At 37.0% G+C, this 18,772-nt stretch carries 20 protein-coding genes and 1 other annotated feature; of the genes, 7 read left to right on the forward strand and 13 right to left on the reverse strand.

Annotation, left to right across the window (positions count from 1 at the left end; all coding sequences use genetic code 11):
- Positions 1 to 7: 7 nt before the first annotated feature.
- From opp3C to MHH66_RS20550, 3 genes are all read right to left on the reverse strand, one after another.
- Positions 8 to 1,024, reverse strand: coding sequence for an oligopeptide ABC transporter permease (gene opp3C, locus MHH66_RS20540; RefSeq protein ID WP_012260546.1), 1,017 nt, complete (start codon positions 1,022 to 1,024; stop codon positions 8 to 10).
- Positions 1,021 to 1,950: an oligopeptide ABC transporter permease gene (opp3b, locus tag MHH66_RS20545; protein WP_000534165.1), complete on the reverse strand. Its 930-nt coding sequence runs from the start codon at positions 1,948 to 1,950 to the stop codon at positions 1,021 to 1,023. Before opp3b ends, opp3C begins: the two co-directional genes overlap by 4 nt.
- Positions 1,951 to 2,075: 125 nt before the next feature.
- The gene (locus tag MHH66_RS20550; RefSeq protein ID WP_002125925.1) at positions 2,076 to 3,731 is read right to left on the reverse strand and encodes a peptide ABC transporter substrate-binding protein; all 1,656 of its coding nucleotides are present in this window, start codon (positions 3,729 to 3,731) and stop codon (positions 2,076 to 2,078) included.
- Positions 3,732 to 4,050: 319 nt separating this feature from the next.
- Here MHH66_RS20550 and MHH66_RS20555 point away from each other — a divergent pair, with 319 nt between their 5' ends.
- Both MHH66_RS20555 and trpS read left to right on the forward strand, forming a co-directional pair.
- Positions 4,051 to 4,431, forward strand: coding sequence for a DUF3899 domain-containing protein (locus tag MHH66_RS20555; protein ID WP_033708890.1), 381 nt, complete (start codon positions 4,051 to 4,053; stop codon positions 4,429 to 4,431).
- Between the two features lie 105 nt (positions 4,432 to 4,536).
- Positions 4,537 to 4,754 (forward strand) — a binding site (T-box leader).
- Between the two features lie 74 nt (positions 4,755 to 4,828).
- Complete coding sequence (trpS, locus tag MHH66_RS20560) at positions 4,829 to 5,818, forward strand: tryptophan--tRNA ligase (RefSeq protein ID WP_000110999.1); 990 nt, start codon at positions 4,829 to 4,831, stop codon at positions 5,816 to 5,818.
- Between the two features lie 267 nt (positions 5,819 to 6,085).
- Here trpS and MHH66_RS20565 read toward each other — a convergent pair whose 3' ends face one another.
- The 7 genes from MHH66_RS20565 to MHH66_RS20595 form a co-directional block, all read right to left on the reverse strand.
- Positions 6,086 to 6,832, reverse strand: coding sequence for a YjbA family protein (locus MHH66_RS20565; RefSeq protein WP_002030367.1), 747 nt, complete (start codon positions 6,830 to 6,832; stop codon positions 6,086 to 6,088).
- Between the two features lie 141 nt (positions 6,833 to 6,973).
- The gene (locus MHH66_RS20570) at positions 6,974 to 7,765 is read right to left on the reverse strand and encodes a DUF2268 domain-containing protein (protein WP_063217367.1); all 792 of its coding nucleotides are present in this window, start codon (positions 7,763 to 7,765) and stop codon (positions 6,974 to 6,976) included.
- Positions 7,766 to 7,880: 115 nt separating this feature from the next.
- Entirely contained in the window at positions 7,881 to 9,119 is a 1,239-nt protein-coding gene (gene fabF / locus MHH66_RS20575; protein WP_078184090.1) for a beta-ketoacyl-ACP synthase II, read from the reverse strand.
- Between the two features lie 31 nt (positions 9,120 to 9,150).
- On the reverse strand, positions 9,151 to 10,083 hold the full coding sequence (fabH, locus tag MHH66_RS20580; RefSeq protein ID WP_001100550.1) for a beta-ketoacyl-ACP synthase III: 933 nt from the start codon (positions 10,081 to 10,083) through the stop codon (positions 9,151 to 9,153).
- A 598-nt stretch (positions 10,084 to 10,681) separates the two neighbouring features.
- Entirely contained in the window at positions 10,682 to 10,858 is a 177-nt protein-coding gene (locus MHH66_RS20585) for a ComZ family protein (protein ID WP_002011319.1), read from the reverse strand.
- A 64-nt stretch (positions 10,859 to 10,922) separates the two neighbouring features.
- Positions 10,923 to 11,795 carry an NAD-dependent epimerase/dehydratase family protein gene (locus tag MHH66_RS20590; RefSeq protein ID WP_063217365.1) on the reverse strand — a complete coding sequence of 291 codons (873 nt, stop codon included), beginning with the start codon at positions 11,793 to 11,795 and terminating at the stop codon, positions 10,923 to 10,925.
- Between the two features lie 29 nt (positions 11,796 to 11,824).
- Positions 11,825 to 12,559: a hydrolase gene (locus MHH66_RS20595; protein WP_063217364.1), complete on the reverse strand. Its 735-nt coding sequence runs from the start codon at positions 12,557 to 12,559 to the stop codon at positions 11,825 to 11,827.
- A gap of 155 nt (positions 12,560 to 12,714) precedes the next feature.
- On the opposite strand from MHH66_RS20595, the gene MHH66_RS20600 reads away from it, so the two are divergent.
- Positions 12,715 to 12,897, forward strand: a complete 183-nt coding sequence (locus tag MHH66_RS20600) for a YjzD family protein (RefSeq protein ID WP_001211111.1) — start codon at positions 12,715 to 12,717, stop codon at positions 12,895 to 12,897.
- Between the two features lie 33 nt (positions 12,898 to 12,930).
- Here MHH66_RS20600 and clpB read toward each other — a convergent pair whose 3' ends face one another.
- Entirely contained in the window at positions 12,931 to 15,531 is a 2,601-nt protein-coding gene (gene clpB / locus MHH66_RS20605) for an ATP-dependent chaperone ClpB (protein ID WP_078184089.1), read from the reverse strand.
- A gap of 171 nt (positions 15,532 to 15,702) precedes the next feature.
- Positions 15,703 to 15,882 carry a YjzC family protein gene (locus MHH66_RS20610; protein ID WP_002086997.1) on the reverse strand — a complete coding sequence of 60 codons (180 nt, stop codon included), beginning with the start codon at positions 15,880 to 15,882 and terminating at the stop codon, positions 15,703 to 15,705.
- 490 nt (positions 15,883 to 16,372) lie between these two features.
- Here MHH66_RS20610 and MHH66_RS20615 point away from each other — a divergent pair, with 490 nt between their 5' ends.
- From MHH66_RS20615 to MHH66_RS20625, 3 genes are all read left to right on the forward strand, one after another.
- Complete coding sequence (locus MHH66_RS20615; protein ID WP_078184088.1) at positions 16,373 to 17,182, forward strand: Cof-type HAD-IIB family hydrolase; 810 nt, start codon at positions 16,373 to 16,375, stop codon at positions 17,180 to 17,182.
- 105 nt (positions 17,183 to 17,287) lie between these two features.
- On the forward strand, positions 17,288 to 17,428 hold the full coding sequence (locus MHH66_RS20620) for a hypothetical protein (protein ID WP_000516816.1): 141 nt from the start codon (positions 17,288 to 17,290) through the stop codon (positions 17,426 to 17,428).
- Positions 17,429 to 17,626, forward strand: coding sequence for a DUF3813 domain-containing protein (locus MHH66_RS20625; RefSeq protein WP_002011309.1), 198 nt, complete (start codon positions 17,429 to 17,431; stop codon positions 17,624 to 17,626). It abuts the gene before it with no gap.
- 26 nt (positions 17,627 to 17,652) lie between these two features.
- Here the strand turns inward: MHH66_RS20625 and MHH66_RS20630 are convergent, their stop codons facing one another.
- Positions 17,653 to 18,510, reverse strand: coding sequence for a YitT family protein (locus MHH66_RS20630; RefSeq protein ID WP_002125914.1), 858 nt, complete (start codon positions 18,508 to 18,510; stop codon positions 17,653 to 17,655).
- A 100-nt stretch (positions 18,511 to 18,610) separates the two neighbouring features.
- On the opposite strand from MHH66_RS20630, the gene MHH66_RS20635 reads away from it, so the two are divergent.
- Entirely contained in the window at positions 18,611 to 18,742 is a 132-nt protein-coding gene (locus tag MHH66_RS20635) for a DUF3941 domain-containing protein (RefSeq protein WP_001120851.1), read from the forward strand.
- Positions 18,743 to 18,772 lie beyond the last annotated feature (30 nt).

An 18,772-nucleotide genomic window follows, 5' to 3' on the forward strand; every position in this document is an offset into this window, starting at 1 on the left:
CCCTCTTTTACTTACGCATTTTTGGATCTAACGCGTCGCGTAATCCGTCTGCAATTAAGTTGAATGCTAAGATTAACATACTGATGACAACCGCTGGGATGAACATCATATGTGGATACGTTTGAATTGATTTATAACCATCATTTACAAGAGAACCAAGTGATGCGAATGGTGGCTGAATACCTAGTCCGATGAAACTTAAGAATGCTTCACCAAATACCGCTGTTGGAATTGTAAACATCGTCATTACGATAATTGGTCCCATTACGTTCGGAATTAAGTGCTTCACAATTAACTGTGTATTCGTTGCCCCTAATGTACGAGATGCTAATACATATTCTTGGTTTTTTAATTTTAGGATCTGTCCACGAACGATACGCGACATCCCTATCCAACCTGTAATTGCCATAGCAAGTGTAATTGACCAAATACCTGATCCCATAATGATTACCATTAAAATAACGATGATTAAGTATGGAATACCGTTAATGATCTCCATAATACGTTGCATAATATTATCTACTCTGCCGCCATAGAAGGCTGAAATACCTCCGTATGCAACCCCAATTACTAAGTCAATCGCTGCTGCTAAAAGAGCGATATATAATGATACTCGTGTACCTTCCCATGTTCTTGTCCATAAATCACGGCCAAGATCATCTGTACCAAACCAGAAGTACTCTTTAATATCACGTTTTTCATATTGGTCAACACCATATTGATCTGTACCGTCAAATGGTAGCCAATGAACATTTTCAATCACTGGAATTTTCGGTGGCATTTTCGCACGACCTAAATCCTGCTCTTTATAAGAATGCTTACTTACCATCGGTCCTAAAATTGCTAGTAGTACAATAAGCATTAATAATATGAAACCAAACATTGCACCTTTATGTTGGAACAAACGTCTTCTTACATCTTGCCAAAACGTTAAGCTTGGACGGGCAATGACTTCATTATCAACATTACTCTGATTGGCTGGTTGAAATAAATCTGGAGATAATTTTTGTACATCTTTCATCATTTTTTCCCTCCCGCTAAACGAATACGAGGATCAATAATTCCGTATAAAATATCGACAATGAAAATAACTAAGATGAAGATCGCACTATAGAAAATTGTAGTTCCCATAATAACTGTATAGTCATTCACTGTAATCGATTTAACGAATTGTTCCCCAAGTCCAGGTACAGCGTAAATTTGCTCAATAACTAGTGTCCCTGTAATTAATCCTGCAACCATTGGTCCTAAAATTGTTACAACTGGAATTAATGCGTTACGCAGTGCGTGCTTGATAATGATAACGCCTTGGCTAATTCCTTTCGCTTTCGCTGTTAAAATGTAGTCTGCTTGCATAACCTCAATTAACTCTGCACGAGCGAAACGTGCGATTGTTGCGATAACTGCCATCGATAAGGCAATTGTAGGCATTACTGTAAACTCCGGTCCTTTCCAGAATGCTACTGGGAACCAACCAAGCTTTACCCCTACGAAATATTGTAGTAATGCGGCGAATACGAATGAGGGTACCGACATCCCGAGTACGGAAATAATTGTCGCCCCATAATCGACCCACGTATTGTTACGAAGCGCCGCAACGATTCCTAAAATTAAACCGATAAATGTTCCTAATATAATCGCTTGTAAACCAAGTTGTGCTGATGGTCCAATACGATCCACAATCATATCTGTTACTGGGCGGTTATCATATTGGAATGATACCCCTAAATCACCTTTTGCTAAGTTACCTAAGTAACGTGCATATTGAACTGGTACTGGATCATTTAATCCATATTTTTCAAGAATGATTTCTTTTTGTGCCGGTGATAGCTTCTCCTGGTTTTTAAGCGGAGAACCCGGTAGTAATTTCATCAAAAAGAAAGTCAGTGTAGTAATTAAAAATAATGTCAAAGCCATGTACACGAAACGTTTTAATACATAACGTCCCATAGTCAAGCACCTCCCCGTTTTTCTCAAAAGCAATAAGATAGTTTAAAATATTCTTACTTTTATTCTTTAAAATAAGAGCATATGCCCATCATAGGCATATACCCTTGTAAACGATGGAAAAAAGATTATTTTTGTTCAACAGATGCCCATTTGTAAGTTAATCTACCACCATAGTTAATTGGGATAATATCTTTTACGGCACCTTTTACCACATATGCTGAACCTTTTTGGAAGATCGGAGTAATAACTGCATCCTCTTTAATTAATATTTTCTCTACTTCTAAAAGGTTGTTCCAGCGAGCTTGTAAATCTTTTGTATCTGTTTTTGCTTTTAGAATTAGCTCATCATATTTCGGATTAGAATATCCTGTTTTATTTTGTGAACCATTCGTAACAAACATATCTAAATATGAGACTGGATCTGGGAAGTCTGGACCCCAAATACCAAACGCCATATCATATTCTTGAGAGTCTTCTAACTTATTTTTTTGTGCGAATGGCTGCTGTTTAATTTTGATCGTTAAACCAGGTAAGTTCTTTTCCATCTCACCTTTTAAGAATTCGCCAATTTTTTTCGCATCTTCATTATCGAAGCTTAAGAATTCTAGTTCAATTTTATCAGTGCCAAGCTCTTTCTTTGCTGTTTCCCAAAGTTTTTTCGCTTCTTTTGAATCCGTTTCAACTAGATTTCCATTTTCAGCACGGAAGTCTTTTTTATTCGGACCTTCAGCGAAATCTTTTCCAACAAATCCGTAAGCACCGATTGCGCCGTTGTTTAAAATAACTTTTGCAATGTTATCACGGTCAAAGGACATTGAAATTGCTTTTCTTAAGTTTTTATTACTCAAATACTTATTATTTTGATTAAATCTTAAGTAGGCAACTCCAGCTTCTTTTCGTGTTTGGAACTCTGGAGTTTGTCTAAATTTATCAACAAATTCCGATGTTAGAGCCGCACGATCAATCGAATTTGTCTCATATAAATTTACATCAGTCGATGTATTTTTCACAATATTGAAATTTATCTCTTCGATTTTAACCGTCTTGTTATCCCAATATGATGGGTTCTTCTTAAATTGGAAGCTTTGTTCATGTTTCCAATCACTCATAACGAATGGCCCGTTATATAATGTTGTATTTGCCTCTAAACCAAACTTATCACCTTGTGATTTCACAAAGTTCTCATTTAGTGGGTAGAACACCGGATAAACCGTTAAATCAATAAAGTAAGGAACGGGATTGTCTAATTCCACTTCTAATGTATAATCATCAATCGCCTTTACACCTAATTGGTCAGCAGGTAATTCTTTTTTATGAATTTTTTCTGCATTTTTAATATCGAACATAATGTATGAATACGTCGCTTTTGTATCTGGATTTACTGCTCTTTTCCATGAATACACAAAGTCTTTCGCTGTTACAGGTTCCCCATTCGACCATTTCGCATCTTTTCTTAACTTAAATATGTATTTCTTCCCATCATCTAGCTTTTGGACATCTTCAGCAATCCCAGGCATTCTCTTTTGATCTTTGCCAGTACGATATAAACCTTCCATCGTATTATTTAATGCTGTTGAAGATGCAGAATCTGATGCTAACGATGCATCCATTGATGGAATTTCAGATAACTCTGTTAAATTAAGAATCTGTTTTCCGTTACTACTACTAGTAGTGTTTTCTTTTCCTTTTGCTTTAGCGTCCTCTTTCTGGTAGCTACACGCGCCAAGCAACATACTTGCCGTTAAAGTTGATGCAAGTAATAACGGTATCTTTTTCTTCATGTTGTGTTGCCTCCCCTAATTGCACTTACTGTACCCTCACTTGTAGAAAAGTAGAATTGAAAGAATAATCTCCAAGTTTCTACAATTTTCATTATACATATAATATGACGATTGTGAATATAGTTTTTTGTTTTTTTGTTAAAATTTTTAATAAAATGTTTATATTTTTAATTTTTTGTAAAGGGATACGTTAACATTGCTACCATCATCTTGAAATTAGAACCTCAATTGCGTATAATTTTCAAAAAATTATTTATATTACTTATTATAACTTTTATAGTATAATAATTCTAGTAATATTTTGACGGAGGGGAATATTTTGAATAAAGTTTTTTTTCATACTTGTATACTATTTTTGGTTGCGATAATCGCTTCTAGTGTGGGCGCATTCCTCGTTTCATCACATTTTTTGTTGAATTTTGTCAACATCTCATTCTATATTGCATTGGTTTTTATTCTTATAGGTGGTTTTTTATTCATATTTCAAAACGGATTTTTTAACGTAACAATTTACGCATTCCAAAGAGTATTTGGTACGAATAAAAAAATTGACTCTTTAATTGAAGAAGCAGAGGAACCTATCGATAAGAAAGAACGTATTTATAAAACATATTCATTCAAATGGACGTATCCGATTTGTATTACCGGTATCGTACTTGGATTGTTCTCGATCCTCATTAGCTTTACTATTTTGATGTAGTTTGCAAACACTATCCCATATGATATAATAATCAGCAAAACATTTTGTTATAAAACTTTAGTTCTTTCATATTAAAAGAGCTTAGGTAACAATAAATAAATTTATATGTATGCGATGATAAAGAAGAGTACATATTGAGGCAATTTCAGAGAGCTTGTGGCTGGTGTGAACAAGTAATTGCGCAGTATGGAATGGGCTTTTGAGCACCAAACCGAACCGAAAGTAGTAGGCTTTGGCGTTATATCCAGACGTTATTATGGATCTTGAGAGATTTCACAGCTGTGAAATAATTAGGGTGGTACCGCGGTCCATTCGTCCCTATGTAATTTGGGATGAATGGGCTTTTTTGTATGCCTTCTCTTCCCCATCGCACATTCAATTTTAGGAGGAATTACTTATGTCAGTTATCTTTTCTGGTATTCAGCCAAGCGGAACAATTACACTTGGAAACTATTTAGGAGCTATGAAGCAATTTACAGAGCTTCAAAATGAACACGACTGTTATTTCTGTATTGTAAACCAACATGCGATTACAGTACCTCAAGATCCCGTACAACTTCGTAAAAACATTCGCAGTCTTGCTGCACTTTATGTAGCATGTGGCATCGATCCTGAAAAAGCTACTTTATTTGTACAATCAGAAGTACCAGCACACGCTCAACTAGGATGGATTATGCAATCAGTTGCTTACGTTGGAGAATTAGAGCGTATGACGCAATATAAAGATAAATCTTCTGGTAGAGATTCAGTTCCAGCTGGATTACTAACGTATCCACCATTAATGGCTGCTGATATTTTACTTTACAACACTGAAATCGTACCTGTTGGTGATGATCAAAAACAACATATGGAATTAACACGCGACCTAGCAGAGCGTTTCAACAAACGCTTCCGTGAAGTGTTCACTGTTCCTGAAATTCGTATTCCAAAAGTAGGAGCTCGCGTTATGTCATTAACAGAACCTACGAAAAAAATGAGTAAATCTGATCCGAATCCAAAAGCAATGATCAGTATGCTTGATGAACCAAAAACAATTGAAAAGAAAATTAAAAGTGCTGTAACTGATTCTGAAGGTATCGTGAAATTTGATAAAGAAAACAAACCTGGAATCTCTAACTTATTAACAATCTACTCTTCATTCTCTGGAAAAACAGTTGAAGAAATAGAAGCAATGTACGAAGGAAAAGGATACGGGGACTTCAAAGGCGACCTAGCACAAGTAGTCGTAGAAGCAATTCGTCCAATCCAAGACAAATATAACGAACTAATCAACTCACCAGAACTAGACGAAATTCTAGACAAAGGTGCAGAAAAAGCAAACCGCGTTGCATTCAAACAACTACGCAAAGTAGAAAACGCAATGGGACTGAGTAGAAAACGTAGGTAACTTATAAAGCGGAGGCAGCTCGTTCAGCTCTTCGTGTCTAAGAACCTTTCGCATAGAAGACGCTTTTTGTCTTCTTATGCGGAAGGTTCTTAGACACGAAGAGCTTGCTGCCAGAGCTGGATTACTACAAAAAGCGGAAGCGGCTCGTTCAGAATGTGAGGGGGATGGAGCTCCTGACGTAGAGGCGCTTTTTGCCTCGCAGGAAGGCGCGAAGCCACCGAACATTCTTGTCACCTCCATAAAAAAAACCGCCAATTGGCGGTTTTTTTAATTTACCTTCTGCTCATTTTCCATTTCCCATAACTTTTCAAAAAACGGCTGTCCTTTTACAAGGCGCTCACATAATTGCTCGTGCTTCTCAGACCATCCAGTTTTCGCTTCATCATAAAGTTTAGCCCAAACATCTTCAAACTCCATATGTTGGACCATTCCGTACGCTGATGGATCCCACTCTGTGAACCAATAGCGAATTTCAGCTGGATTTTTCGTTGTATGTAATTGATCTAATGCCATAAATAATAATTGTTTTAACTGTCTTTCTTTACGAGTTAGGCCGTTCATAATGAAAGGCGACGGTGATAAAATATGATGTTCTTTTTCAATCTCTTCCACTTGGAACTCATACTTTTCTGCTTGCACATTCTCTACCATCTCATATACCATCTGTTCTTGACGCGGTATAAGCCTACTTTTTCTAATTGGCACATTATAGCCGATTGAATCAATCGCAATAATTCCTTTTCCATCTGTAACTACAAAACAATATTCTTGTTGCAAACGTTCGTGATTTTTACGAATATAAGCCTTATGATATACGTCTTCCAATAATTTTTGCGGAAGCTCTAATAATTCGTTCTCGATGTAATGATATAATGTGGCATCTACTTTTAATAATGGCACTTGATCTAATAGCTCAATCGTATCATCTTTCCGCCATTCGTAAAAATGACAAACGTTATACCCATTCTCTTCACCTTCAAACCAATTTACCCATACATCATGTAGATATAACATTCACTACCCCTCACTTCACTACTGTTTGTACCAATCATTATGTTCAGTTTCGCTTAACTTTATTCCACTTGAGGAAATATATTCTAATTATTATTTTTTCTTCTATAATATAAAAAAAACAGGAGATAGCTCCCCTGTTTTTCATGAAACATGAAATGTATTTGCTTTATTCAAGATTTCTTTCGCATCTATAGATAATAAAGAAAGTGTATTTTCTCCTTCAAATGCTACACAATCTTTCACAATATGAAATCCAAGTGCATAGCCAATCATTTTCGGATACGAGTGCAGTCCATTTAATAAAACATCATGCTCCCTCGTACCTCTCTTTACGCCTATTCGTTCTTGTATTGAATTCCTCCAATAATAAATAGCATCTTCTTTTGAAATGTAAGTAGTCCACGGTGCACATCTTTTTTCTGTATACCTTTCATACACAGCTTGCTCAGCTAACCCTTCCATAATCATCGTATCAAGTAATGTATACTCTGTTTCTTTCGTCTCAATTTGATGTAACCTACATATATGATGGTATTCATGCGTTAATAAAGCTTTTAGTTCCTCTACTGAATTACGTCCACATACGAATAAGAAAATAACGTGACGCATAGATAAGCCAGCCTTCCCGTTATATTCCTCTTGTACAGTTCGATTGTATGAATCTGATAATAAAATAAAGATAGGGACATCTGGACCTTTTAGCCAACCTTTCAATTTTTCATACTCCATGCTAAGTTCTTTCCAAATTTCTTTCTTCTCTAACTCTTTAATTTCCTGCTCTCCCCGCATTACTGGGCGATACATACCTTTAGAGATTAAAAAGCGATACAGTCTCTCTTTTGGCAATGGAATATACTTTGTAAATTTCTCACAAAGCTTCTCTGGACGTCCATAATACAGATGTAACCATTCTGCCGTTTCAACAACCCCCAACCTTCATCCCTCCTTTTCTTATGTATATGCAAAAAAGAAAGGAACGTAAAGGTGATTAAAAATAAATAAGGTATCTTTTCGTAATACTTTACGAAAAGACACCTTATTGTACATATTATTTATATGCTTTAAATACTAATACTGCGTTATGACCACCGAATCCTAATGAATTACTTAATACAGCTCGCACTTCTTGATGCCTCGCTGTATTTGGTACGTAATCTAAATCACATTCTGGATCTGGTGTTTCATAGTTAATCGTCGGAGGAATTACTCCGTCTGTAATTGATTTAATAGAGAAGATCGCTTCAACAGCACCAGCTGCTCCTAATAAATGACCTGTCATTGATTTCGTTGAGCTAATCGCTACTTTATATGCATGCTCACCGAAAGTTTCTTTAATTGCCATCGTTTCATACTTTTCATTTGCATCTGTACTTGTACCATGTGCATTAATGTAATCAATATCTTTTGGCTCTAGACCTGCATCAGCTAAAGCTTGACGCATCGCACGAACTCCGCCTTCACCGCCAGGAGCAGGCATTGTAATATGGAACGCATCACCAGTTGCACCATAACCAGCAATTTCCGCATAAATGTGAGCACCACGTGCTAATGCGTGCTCTAATTCTTCAAGAATAAGAATTCCTGATCCTTCACCCATTACGAAACCGCTACGATTTTTATCGAATGGGCGGCAAGCCATTGCTGGATCTTCATTGAATGTTAATGCTTTCGCTGAGCTAAACCCAGCGAATGCCATACTTGTTAATGGCGCTTCTGCTCCGCCTGTTATCATCGCATCAGCATCACCGCGCTGGATTACTTTAAACGCATCACCAATTGAGTTTGCTCCAGATGCACAAGCTGTTACAGAGCAAGTATTAATTCCTTTCGCTCCTGTAGCGATTGACACTTGACCTGCTGCCATATCTGGAATCATCATTGGTACGAAGAATGGGCTCACGCGGCGCGGACCTTTTTCAGTAAAAATCTTAAATTGTTCTTCGTATGTTTCCATACCACCAATACCAGAACCAACCCATACACCAATGCGTGGTGCATTTTCTTCTGTAATTTCAAGCTTCGCATCCGCAACTGCCATTTTCGCTGCTGCTACTGCATATTGCGTAAAGCGGTCCATACGGCGCGCTTCTTTTTTATCTATATATTTTTCGACTTCAAAGTCGTTAATTTCTGCTGCTACTTTTGCAGGAATTTGTTCTGAATCTATTCTTGTAAGTCGTCCGATTCCGGATACACCGTTTTTAATGTTTTCCCAAGCTGTTTCAACATCTGTTCCGATCGGTGTAACAGCTCCTAGCCCTGTAATTACGACCCTCTTTTTTTCCATACAAAATACACTCCTTTTTTTCTCTCAGTCCTTATTTACCCCAACGAAGAGCTACTGCTCCCCATGTTAACCCGCCGCCAAAACCGACTAGTATAATTAAATCACCATCTTGAATACGTCCATTTTGCAATTCCTCTACCATTGCAATTGGAATTGAAGAAGCCGATGTATTACCGAACTTTTCAATTGTCATACTCATTTTTTCTTTCGGTAAATTTAATCTTTCTCTTGCAGATTCCATAATACGAATATTCGCTTGATGTGGTACTAAGAAGTCCACATCCTCTTTCGTAAGTCCCGCTTTTTCTAACACGCGAAGACAGGAATCACCAAGTTGGCGAACAGCAAATTTAAAGACTTCTCTGCCGTTCATCATAACATACTCGTCTTGATAAAGATGCTTACCGCCACTTCCGTCCGCTCCTAATTCAAAAGAAAGTACACCTTTCCCTTCCGAAACAGCTCCCATTACGATAGCACCTGCTCCGTCCCCAAATAGTACTGCTGTATTTCGATCGTTCCAGTCTACAATTTTAGATAGTTTGTCACTACCAACTACTAATACATTTTTATAAGTTCCCGTTTGAATAAATTGCTGCGCTGTAATCATTCCGTACATAAAGCCAGCACACGCTGCACTTAAATCCATTGCGGCTGCGTGTTTTGCGCCAATTGCTTCTTGGATTACACAAGCTACTGCTGGGAATGCGCGATCTGGCGTTACTGTTGCCACTAAAATAAGATCGATATCCTCTCCGCTAATCCCGGCATCTTCAAGTGCTTTTTTAGAAGCCTCTACCGCCATATATGAAGTATCTATTGTATCATCGGCAATGCGTCTTTCTGCAATTCCCGTTCTCGTACGAATCCATTCATCAGATGTATCTACGATTTTCTCTAAATCGTGATTTGTGACTACTTTTTCTGGCACATATCTTCCGATCCCTAAAATGCCCACGTTCACATCGCAGCCCTCCGTTTTATATCAATTATTATGACTTGGTACTAATTTTAAAACATAAATGTACTTTTGTCTAGAATATATTTCAGCTAAAAAAATAAGACAGCGTATTACTAACTTTATTTTTCATTAAAAGAAACAGAAAAATTCCTATCCTTTCAAAAGATAAACTTCCCAATACTTTTGACCTTACTCCGCTCGAAACAAAAAAGTCCTTTCCGCTTCTATCCACAGCTCGAGCCTCTCTCCCATCAAAAAAGAAGGGTTTGGTTTTATTCTTTATCTGCTTTCCCTTCAAAACTAAGACCTTCTCCTCATAACCTTCCCCTTTAGCCTCATCATCCCTCAGGTTTCACTCCACTCGAAACAAAAAAAGGCCCCAACCGCTTCTATCCACGGCTCGAGCCTCTCTTCCATCAAAAAGAAGGGTTTGGTTTTATTCTTTATCTGCTTTCCCTTCAAAATTAGAGCATTCTCCTCACAACCTTCTCCCTTAACTACCTCATTCCTCTGGTTTCACTCCGCTCGAAACAAAAAAAGGCCCCAACCGCTTCTATCCACGGCTCGAGCCTCTCTCCCATCAAAAAAGAAGGGTTTGGTTTTATTCTTTATCTGCTTTCCCAAGCTCATATGCTTCGCCCATTACTTTCATCAATAGCTCTAACACCGGCTGTGCTTTCTCCATATCAAGTGCAATTCCATTAGAATCTAAAATTGCCTTTGCTTCTGGTAAATGCTTCATTGCGATTTGTAAAAATTGCATACTTTTTTCGTTCATGTAATCTCTTCCTCTCCATTAAAGCTTTTCAATCAATTATCCATACAATAGTGTAACACGCATGCTACCCTTCGTATAACTCTTTATATTTTTTCATATGTGCCAATTGTTTATTTAAACCGAATTCTACTGGTGTATTTTTTTGAATAGAAATAACCTCTACAGCTTCATCTCTTACTTCCACATTTTTGTTATTTACTTTATCATCTGCATGTAAAAGACTCATACCTTTTTCCCATAACTCTTCTTTTCCACTAAGTAAATTATATATACCGAGGTGTTTTACATTCATTCCATTTTCCCATAAATATTCACATACATCTTCAACGTAAAGTAAATCACTTCCTTTTTCTCCATTTATACAACGGCACTCTTTTTCATCAAGTTCTGATAAAATAAGCTGATGATACATCATAAACGACGGTTGCCATGGCCCATATAATGTAGGAACTCGATATGCACTATATTGTAATTCGCCTTTTTTCAACCCTTCTTCCACTTTCGAAAATAGATGTTTGTTTTCGGATTCTTCAGTGCTTCCTATTTCAATAGAAGAAATTAGATTTAACTTTACTTTATTTTTTTCACACATCCTTACGATTCGTTTTAAATATTGTAATATGACCCTTTCATTCCGAAATCCACTTTGCTGATTCGGCTCATACAAGCAAAAATAAACTGTATCGAAACTCTCTTCCTCTACCGATCGCCATCCGTCTTCATCCCTTATAGAATAGTACGTAAATAACGCATTCCGCCCAATCAACAATAATTTCTCTTCATTAATTTTTGTCATACTATCAAATTCATCAAAATCAAGACCACATACTTCTACTTCTTCTGCAATCATTTTATTCACAAGGTGATAACCTACAAACGTAAGTGCACCTATAATCAGCACGCGTTTCATACCACCAACCCTTTCCCCTTGAAACAAATAGCTCCTCATTTATGTATATGGGAGCTTCACAATTCTTCTTCATATTTTTTAAAGAAATCAGTCGTTTGTCTAACCATTTTATATTTCACATCTTGCAGATGGAATAAAACAGAAGTATCGCATTGATTGAATTGCCTCATTTTCTCGTATTTACGTAACAATTGTTTTCTTCCTCTTTTTTCCTGTGTTGAGACAAAAATTTTAACAGGTACACAAGATGGCAGAAGCGCAAATGATTTCTTATTTATTTTTGATTCTAATTCTTCTTCTTTGGAATCATACGCCAAACTTAATTCCTTCACTAATCTTTTGTAAAAAAACTTATGCTCTTTCTCAAAATCCACATATTCTGGTAAATCTAAACACGGATTTAACATAACGACAGAACGTATACATTCAGGGTATTTGTTCATCATCTCCAGTGCTACAAGCGCTCCCATACCATCTGCCATAATGTGCATTTTCGCATTCAATGTCTCTTTTCTTAGAACGACATCATACAAACGTTTTGCAAGACGAACAGCTCGATCGTTCCCCCAATGCCTTCCGTATAAGTTAGATGAAAAGACCGTATAACCTTTTTCAATAAGGCCCTGTAAAAAATAAGCTCTCCCTGCATGCTGTGTCCATAAACTTGTACCATTCTCAATAAAATAGTTATAATCTCCTAGGAGCATAACAGAAAATCCATTTGGCTTTTCCGGTAAATAAATTACACATGGTTCTTTTTCTAAGTAAAAAAAACGTTCCGTAATACTCATTTTTCCCCCGCCTTATTTTCTAAACGTATAAAAGTACTCTTTATAATGTATGAACAGAATGCAAATTTGCGTTGAAAAATCTACAAATATTTTTCTATATTCTTTTTTCAATTGTGTTACAATAAGGACAGATTGAACGAATAGAGGTGTAAAATATGCGTTTCATTTGGGCATTAATTTGGTCGTTCGCACTTGTACATATGATGAGCTACGTAATCGGCTCTATGACTGGCGGTACATACGATTTTAACCAAGCGTCTATTTTCTCAGTTGTTCTTGCGGTATTAGTATTAGCGATTGCAGCTGCGATTCCAAACGAGCCAGTAGAACAACACTAAAAAAAGAGTCCGGATTTTATCCGAACTCTTTTTTTACTTCACACGCACGACTAATTCGTTATTTTCTACATCAACCACTACGTGACTATTGTCAGTAATCGCTCCTGCAATTAATTCTCTCGCTAATTTCGTCTCAACTTGACGCTGTACGTATCGTTTTAACGGACGAGCTCCGTACAGCGGATCGAATCCAGCTTCTACAACAAATTCTTTTGCAGATTCCGTCAATTCTAATGATATGTGGCGATCTGCTAAACGCCCTTGTAATTCTTGTACAATCTTATCAACAATACCTTTAATTTCATTCCTTGTAAGAGGTTTGAATAAAATAATTTCATCGACACGGTTTAAGAATTCTGGTCGGAAATGTCCTCTTAATTGTCCCATTACAAGTTCTCTTGACTCTTCTTTAATAGAACCATCTTCTTCTAGCCCTTCTAATAAGTGAGCAGATCCAATATTTGAAGTCATAATAATAACCGTATTTTTAAAGTCTACTGTACGTCCTTGTGAATCTGTAATGCGGCCATCGTCTAAAATTTGTAATAAAATGTTGAATACTTCTGGATGTGCTTTTTCGATTTCATCTAACAAAATAACAGAATATGGTTTACGTCTTACTGCTTCTGTTAATTGTCCACCTTCTTCATATCCAACATATCCAGGAGGCGCTCCAATTAAGCGTGACACTGCGTGTTTCTCCATATACTCAGACATATCGATACGAATCATTTGCTCTTCACTGTCAAATAATGTTTGCGCTAACGTTTTTGCAAGCTCAGTTTTACCAACACCTGTAGGGCCTAAGAAAATAAATGAACCAATTGGACGATTCGGATCTTTAATGCCAGCGCGAGCACGAAGTACTGCGTCTGATACAAGGCTTACCGCTTCCTCTTGACCGATAACACGCTCTGATAAAATTTGTTCAAGACGTAATAATTTCTCACGTTCACCTTCAACGAGTTTTGCGACAGGAATACCAGTCCACCTTGAAACAATGTCTGCAATTTCTTCTTCACTTACTTCCTCGCGTAATAAGCGATTCTCTTGTTTATTATGTGCACCCATCTCTTCCGCTTCTTTTAACTCTTTTTCGATAGCTGGAATTTTCCCGTGGCGAAGCTCAGCTGCTTTATTTAAATCGTAATTTCCTTCTGCTTCTTCTAACTCACGGCGCAAGCGCTCTAAATGCTCACGTAAGTCACGCACTTTATGAATGTCTTCTTTTTCTTTCTCCCATTTCGCTCTCATACTACTTGCAACTTCTTTTAAATCCGATAACTCACGTTGCAATGTTTTTAGGCGCTCTTGACTACCTAAGTCCTTTTCTTTCCCAAGAGCAGCTTCTTCAATTTCCAGCTGCATAATGCGGCGCGTTACTTCATCTAGTTCTGTTGGCATAGAATCAATTTCTGTTCGAATTGTTGCACAAGCTTCATCAACTAGATCAATCGCTTTATCAGGTAAGAAGCGATCCGAAATGTATCGATCTGATAAAACAGATGCTGCTACAATCGCGCGGTCATGAATATTTACACCGTGATAAATTTCAAAACGCTCTTTTAAACCACGTAAAATGGAAATTGTATCCTCAACAGTTGGCTCTTCTGCTAACACTTGTTGGAAACGTCTTTCTAACGCTGGATCTTTCTCAATATATTTACGGTATTCATCTAATGTCGTTGCCCCGATACAATGCAGTTCACCACGCGCTAGCATTGGTTTTAACATATTTCCCGCATCCATCGCTCCTTCTGTTTTACCAGCGCCGACGATTGTATGAAGTTCATCAATGAATAATAAAATGCGACCTTCACTCTTTTTAATTTCATTTAATACAGCTTGCAGACGTTCTTCAAACTCACCGCGGAATTTTGCTCCGGCCACAAGTGCACTCATATCTAAAGCGAAAATTGTTCTATCTTTTAATCCTTCTGGGACATCTTTTTTCACAATACGCTGCGCTAATCCTTCAACGATTGCTGTTTTACCAACACCTGGCTCTCCGATTAAAACGGGGTTATTTTTCGTTTTGCGTGAAAGAATGCGGATCACGCGGCGAATTTCACTATCTCTGCCAATTACAGGATCAATTTTCCCCGCTCTTACTTCAGCCACTAAATCACGGCCATATTTTTCTAACGCTTCATAAGTTGCTTCTGGATTTTGACTAGTCACTCTTTGATTCCCCCGAACTGTCATTAAAGACTGTAATAAGTTATCTTTCGTAATATAAAATTTTGCGAATAATTGATTTATATCGCCTTTTTCTTCAGAAAAAGCAAGTAATACATGTTCGATTGAAATGTAGTCATCTTGCAGTTTCTCCGCTTCTTTTCCTGCTCTTACAAGCAGTTGTTGCAAAGCACCTGTTACATATAATTTCCCTGCCTCTGCCCCGCTTCCAGTTACAGAAGGCTTTTTCTTAATTAAACTTTCGGCGCCTTGCTTTAACGCTTCTATATCGACATTCATTTTTTGAAAAATACGTACCGTTAATCCGTCTTGTTGCTCTAATAACGTAAGCAATAGATGAACAGTATCTACTTCTTGATGATGATGAGATACCGCTAAAGATTGAGCACTCATAATCGCTTCCTGTGTTTTCGTTGTCATTTGATTTAAGTCCATCTTTACAGCCCTCCAAATATTTGACTTTCTTTGACCTTTGATTTGATTATACGCCAACTGACTTTTTTATACAATAATTTTGCTTATGTAGTTCAAACTTATTATTGGAAAAAGAAAAAGTAACATTCATTTTCCTAATCAAAAAAGCCGCAATAACGATTGCGGCTTCTGTTACGGTTTTCTTTTATATGTCCACTGACGGTTATGATTTGCGTTCTCTGGAAACTTTTCACCGGCAGTTAATTGTACCATTTGCGGATTTTTCACCATACTTCCCGTTTCACCAATTTCTACGTAAATGCCATCATTTGGCGCCTTTTGCCCTGAACGAAACCTGCGATTTTGTCCCATTTCCATTCTCCTTCCATGACGTCTTGCCTCATTAGTATATCCATTTTAAAAGAAAGCTTTTCTGTCATGTTTAGGAAACAAGTACTACGGTTTACCCATGTACATATATATAATTACACAAGCTTAAGCAGGAATTATTGGCATATTTGTTGAAAAAAAAGAAACCAACCTACTTTAGGCCAGTTTCAAAGGAGAGTCAAACATATACGAGAAGATTACATGTTCATTATAAGTCGCATCATTCAAACAATGTAACCCTTTTCACAAATTGTACATAATGAAAGAAACATTGTTTGAACTTTCTAAAAAGATATTGACTTTCCCTAATTTCCAACGAGAAATAGTAGACACCACAGCGCTTCGCGACGTAAGATGGATATATAGTGAAACTTTCATCTACAGTAGTTTTACCCAGTCTAACCTCTTATTTCTGCATATTAAAAACGGAAATACAGATAGAATCAAAAAATTTATTATAAGAGGTGAAATTATGAACAAACAACATTTAATCGCATTAGACTTAGACGGAACTTTATTAACAGACAACAAAATAATTTCTCCAAGAACGAAAAACACAATTGCAAAAGCAAAAGAACAAGGACATATTGTCGTTATTTCAACAGGGCGTCCATTCCGCGCTAGTTACGATTATTATAAAGAACTTAGCCTTAACACACCAATCGTAAACTTTAATGGAGCTTACGTGCATCACCCTCTTGATTCAAGTTGGGGAACACATCACTCTCCTCTTGAACTTTCAACAGCGCAAGAAATCGTCCGAGCTTGCTTTGATTTCGGCGTGAAAAATGTCTATGCTGAAGTCATCGATGATGTGTATGTCCGTGAAATTGATGAAGATAAAAAACATATTTTTGAATTCGGTTCTCCAAAGATTTTCACAGGAGATTTATTAAATATTTTAAACGACCATCCAACTTGCTTATTAATCGATGCACATGACGAGCATTCTGCTGCAATTCGCCAACATTTAACAGATATGCATGCTGAAGTCATCGACCATAGAAAATGGGGTGCACCTTGGCCAATTATTGAAATTGTAAAAAGCGGATTAAATAAAGCTGTCGGATTACAAAAAATTTCAGGCCATTATAACATTCCTAAAGAGCGAATTATCGCTTTTGGTGATGAGGATAACGACTTTGAAATGCTCGAATTTGCTGGTCATGGAATCGCAATGGGTAATGCAATTCCTGAATTAAAATCACTCGCAAATCATACGACATTAACGAATGAAGAAGATGGTATCGCTCTATATTTAGAAGAGGTTCTTGGATTGTAATCTAAAAATTCCCTGCTTATAGTTTCTCGCCAAACGCTCATACTATTATTAGACGCAAGAGAAAGCGCGTCAATTGTTTTCAGCTAAATAAAGGGGGTTTTTCGAATGGGTAAAAAGAACAAATCAAAACGTTTTATCCAGCAAGGAGCCGATGCTGTTATGAAGCATGATGCAAGATTCCCGTACAGAGGTACATTAGCTGAGGCAGAAAAAGCGAGAAGTAACTCTTCATTTGGAGGGGTTTAAATGGGGAACTTACTATTCCAACAAGCTAGAGACGCTGTTTCAAGTGCCGTTTCTTGTTCAAGTGGCGCTGAACAACAGGAACTCGTTTATAGAGCAAAAAACTCTTTGCACTCTGCTTATGCAAACTCTTCAACTGCTGAAAAAGTTCAGCTACGTGAAATGCAGGAGCAATTGCAAAACATTACGAATTCGCATTAAAAAAGGAGGACCAGCTTTGGTCCTCCTTAATCTTTTCTAAACAATCCAAACACACCGACCGTTTGCAGTATATTTGTAAATGCACCTGGGTCCACTTGTTTAATAACCCTCTCTAATTCGTACAACTCGTAACGAGTAATAACAATCATTAACATTTCTTTATTTTCATTTGTATAAGCACCTGTTGCTGGTATAGTTGTAATCCCCCTCACTAAGCGAGAGTGAATCGCTTTTCGCACATCTGCCCCGTTCTTTGTAACAATTAATGCCGTAATCTTCACATGACGGGTATGAATCGCATCAATAATTCTCGTTGATACATACAAAGTGACTAAAGTATATAATGCCTTTTCCCATCCATACACGTAGCCAGCAGCGATAATGATAAGTGCATTAAAGAAGAAAAAATACGTGCCGACAGGCTTATCTTTTATTTTTGATAAAATCATAGCAATAATATCTAGACCACCTGTAGAAGCCCCCCACTTTAAAGCAACCCCTACCCCAATCGCTGAAATAATCCCACCAAAAATCGCATTCAATATAATATCGTGCGAAACCGCTCTAACTGGGATAATTTCTAAAAACAAAGTCATAAATACAACGCAAAGAAAACTAAAAAATGTAAAGGCCTTCCCAACCTTTTTCCACGCTAAAATAACGACAGGAATATTAAACAAACTAAACAATACCCCCGTAGATATATGAATAGATAAAAAGTCACCTAATATTTGTGACAATAATTGAGACAATCCAGCAAAACCACTCGCATACACTTTCGCTGGTGTTAAAAATAAATTCATCCCAATCGCATTTAATAAACCCGCAATAATTACAACGACTAACTTCTTAATAAGTTCAGTATAATTCAGCTTCAAATCCATTTCTAATCCACCTTTAGTATTCATGAATGCACCGCTATACATAGTCTTTACGAAAAAGGAAATGATAAACATACAACGTTTAGAAATGGAGTTGATACATATGCCACATACTAGCGATAACGACAAAAAAGCACGCGACAATAATGCAAAGCGCACTCAAAAAAATGAACAAGAGCAAAAAAATATTCAGCAAGGAAAACGTGCATATTCTAAGAAAACCGATCACCTTTGATTACATCGTACATCAACGTTAATGTTGATG

Source organism: Bacillus sp. FSL H8-0492 (assembly GCF_038006145.1).
GTDB lineage: Bacteria > Bacillota > Bacilli > Bacillales > Bacillaceae_G > Bacillus_A > Bacillus_A mycoides.

What these genes read in the sequence shown, in the direction of transcription:
- opp3C (WP_012260546.1), bottom strand. Translation starts at nt 1,024, where the DNA reads ATGATGAAAGATGTACAAAAATTATCTCCAGATTTATTTCAACCAGCC.
- opp3b (WP_000534165.1), bottom strand. Translation starts at nt 1,950, where the DNA reads ATGGGACGTTATGTATTAAAACGTTTCGTGTACATGGCTTTGACATTA.
- MHH66_RS20550 (WP_002125925.1), bottom strand. Translation starts at nt 3,731, where the DNA reads ATGAAGAAAAAGATACCGTTATTACTTGCATCAACTTTAACGGCAAGT.
- trpS (WP_000110999.1), top strand. Translation starts at nt 4,829, where the DNA reads ATGTCAGTTATCTTTTCTGGTATTCAGCCAAGCGGAACAATTACACTT.
- MHH66_RS20565 (WP_002030367.1), bottom strand. Translation starts at nt 6,832, where the DNA reads ATGTTATATCTACATGATGTATGGGTAAATTGGTTTGAAGGTGAAGAG.
- fabF (WP_078184090.1), bottom strand. Translation starts at nt 9,119, where the DNA reads ATGGAAAAAAAGAGGGTCGTAATTACAGGGCTAGGAGCTGTTACACCG.
- MHH66_RS20585 (WP_002011319.1), bottom strand. Translation starts at nt 10,858, where the DNA reads ATGAACGAAAAAAGTATGCAATTTTTACAAATCGCAATGAAGCATTTA.
- MHH66_RS20595 (WP_063217364.1), bottom strand. Translation starts at nt 12,559, where the DNA reads ATGAGTATTACGGAACGTTTTTTTTACTTAGAAAAAGAACCATGTGTA.
- MHH66_RS20600 (WP_001211111.1), top strand. Translation starts at nt 12,715, where the DNA reads ATGCGTTTCATTTGGGCATTAATTTGGTCGTTCGCACTTGTACATATG.
- clpB (WP_078184089.1), bottom strand. Translation starts at nt 15,531, where the DNA reads ATGGACTTAAATCAAATGACAACGAAAACACAGGAAGCGATTATGAGT.
- MHH66_RS20610 (WP_002086997.1), bottom strand. Translation starts at nt 15,882, where the DNA reads ATGGGACAAAATCGCAGGTTTCGTTCAGGGCAAAAGGCGCCAAATGAT.
- MHH66_RS20615 (WP_078184088.1), top strand. Translation starts at nt 16,373, where the DNA reads ATGAACAAACAACATTTAATCGCATTAGACTTAGACGGAACTTTATTA.
- MHH66_RS20620 (WP_000516816.1), top strand. Translation starts at nt 17,288, where the DNA reads ATGGGTAAAAAGAACAAATCAAAACGTTTTATCCAGCAAGGAGCCGAT.
- MHH66_RS20625 (WP_002011309.1), top strand. Translation starts at nt 17,429, where the DNA reads ATGGGGAACTTACTATTCCAACAAGCTAGAGACGCTGTTTCAAGTGCC.
- MHH66_RS20630 (WP_002125914.1), bottom strand. Translation starts at nt 18,510, where the DNA reads ATGGATTTGAAGCTGAATTATACTGAACTTATTAAGAAGTTAGTCGTT.
- MHH66_RS20635 (WP_001120851.1), top strand. Translation starts at nt 18,611, where the DNA reads ATGCCACATACTAGCGATAACGACAAAAAAGCACGCGACAATAATGCA.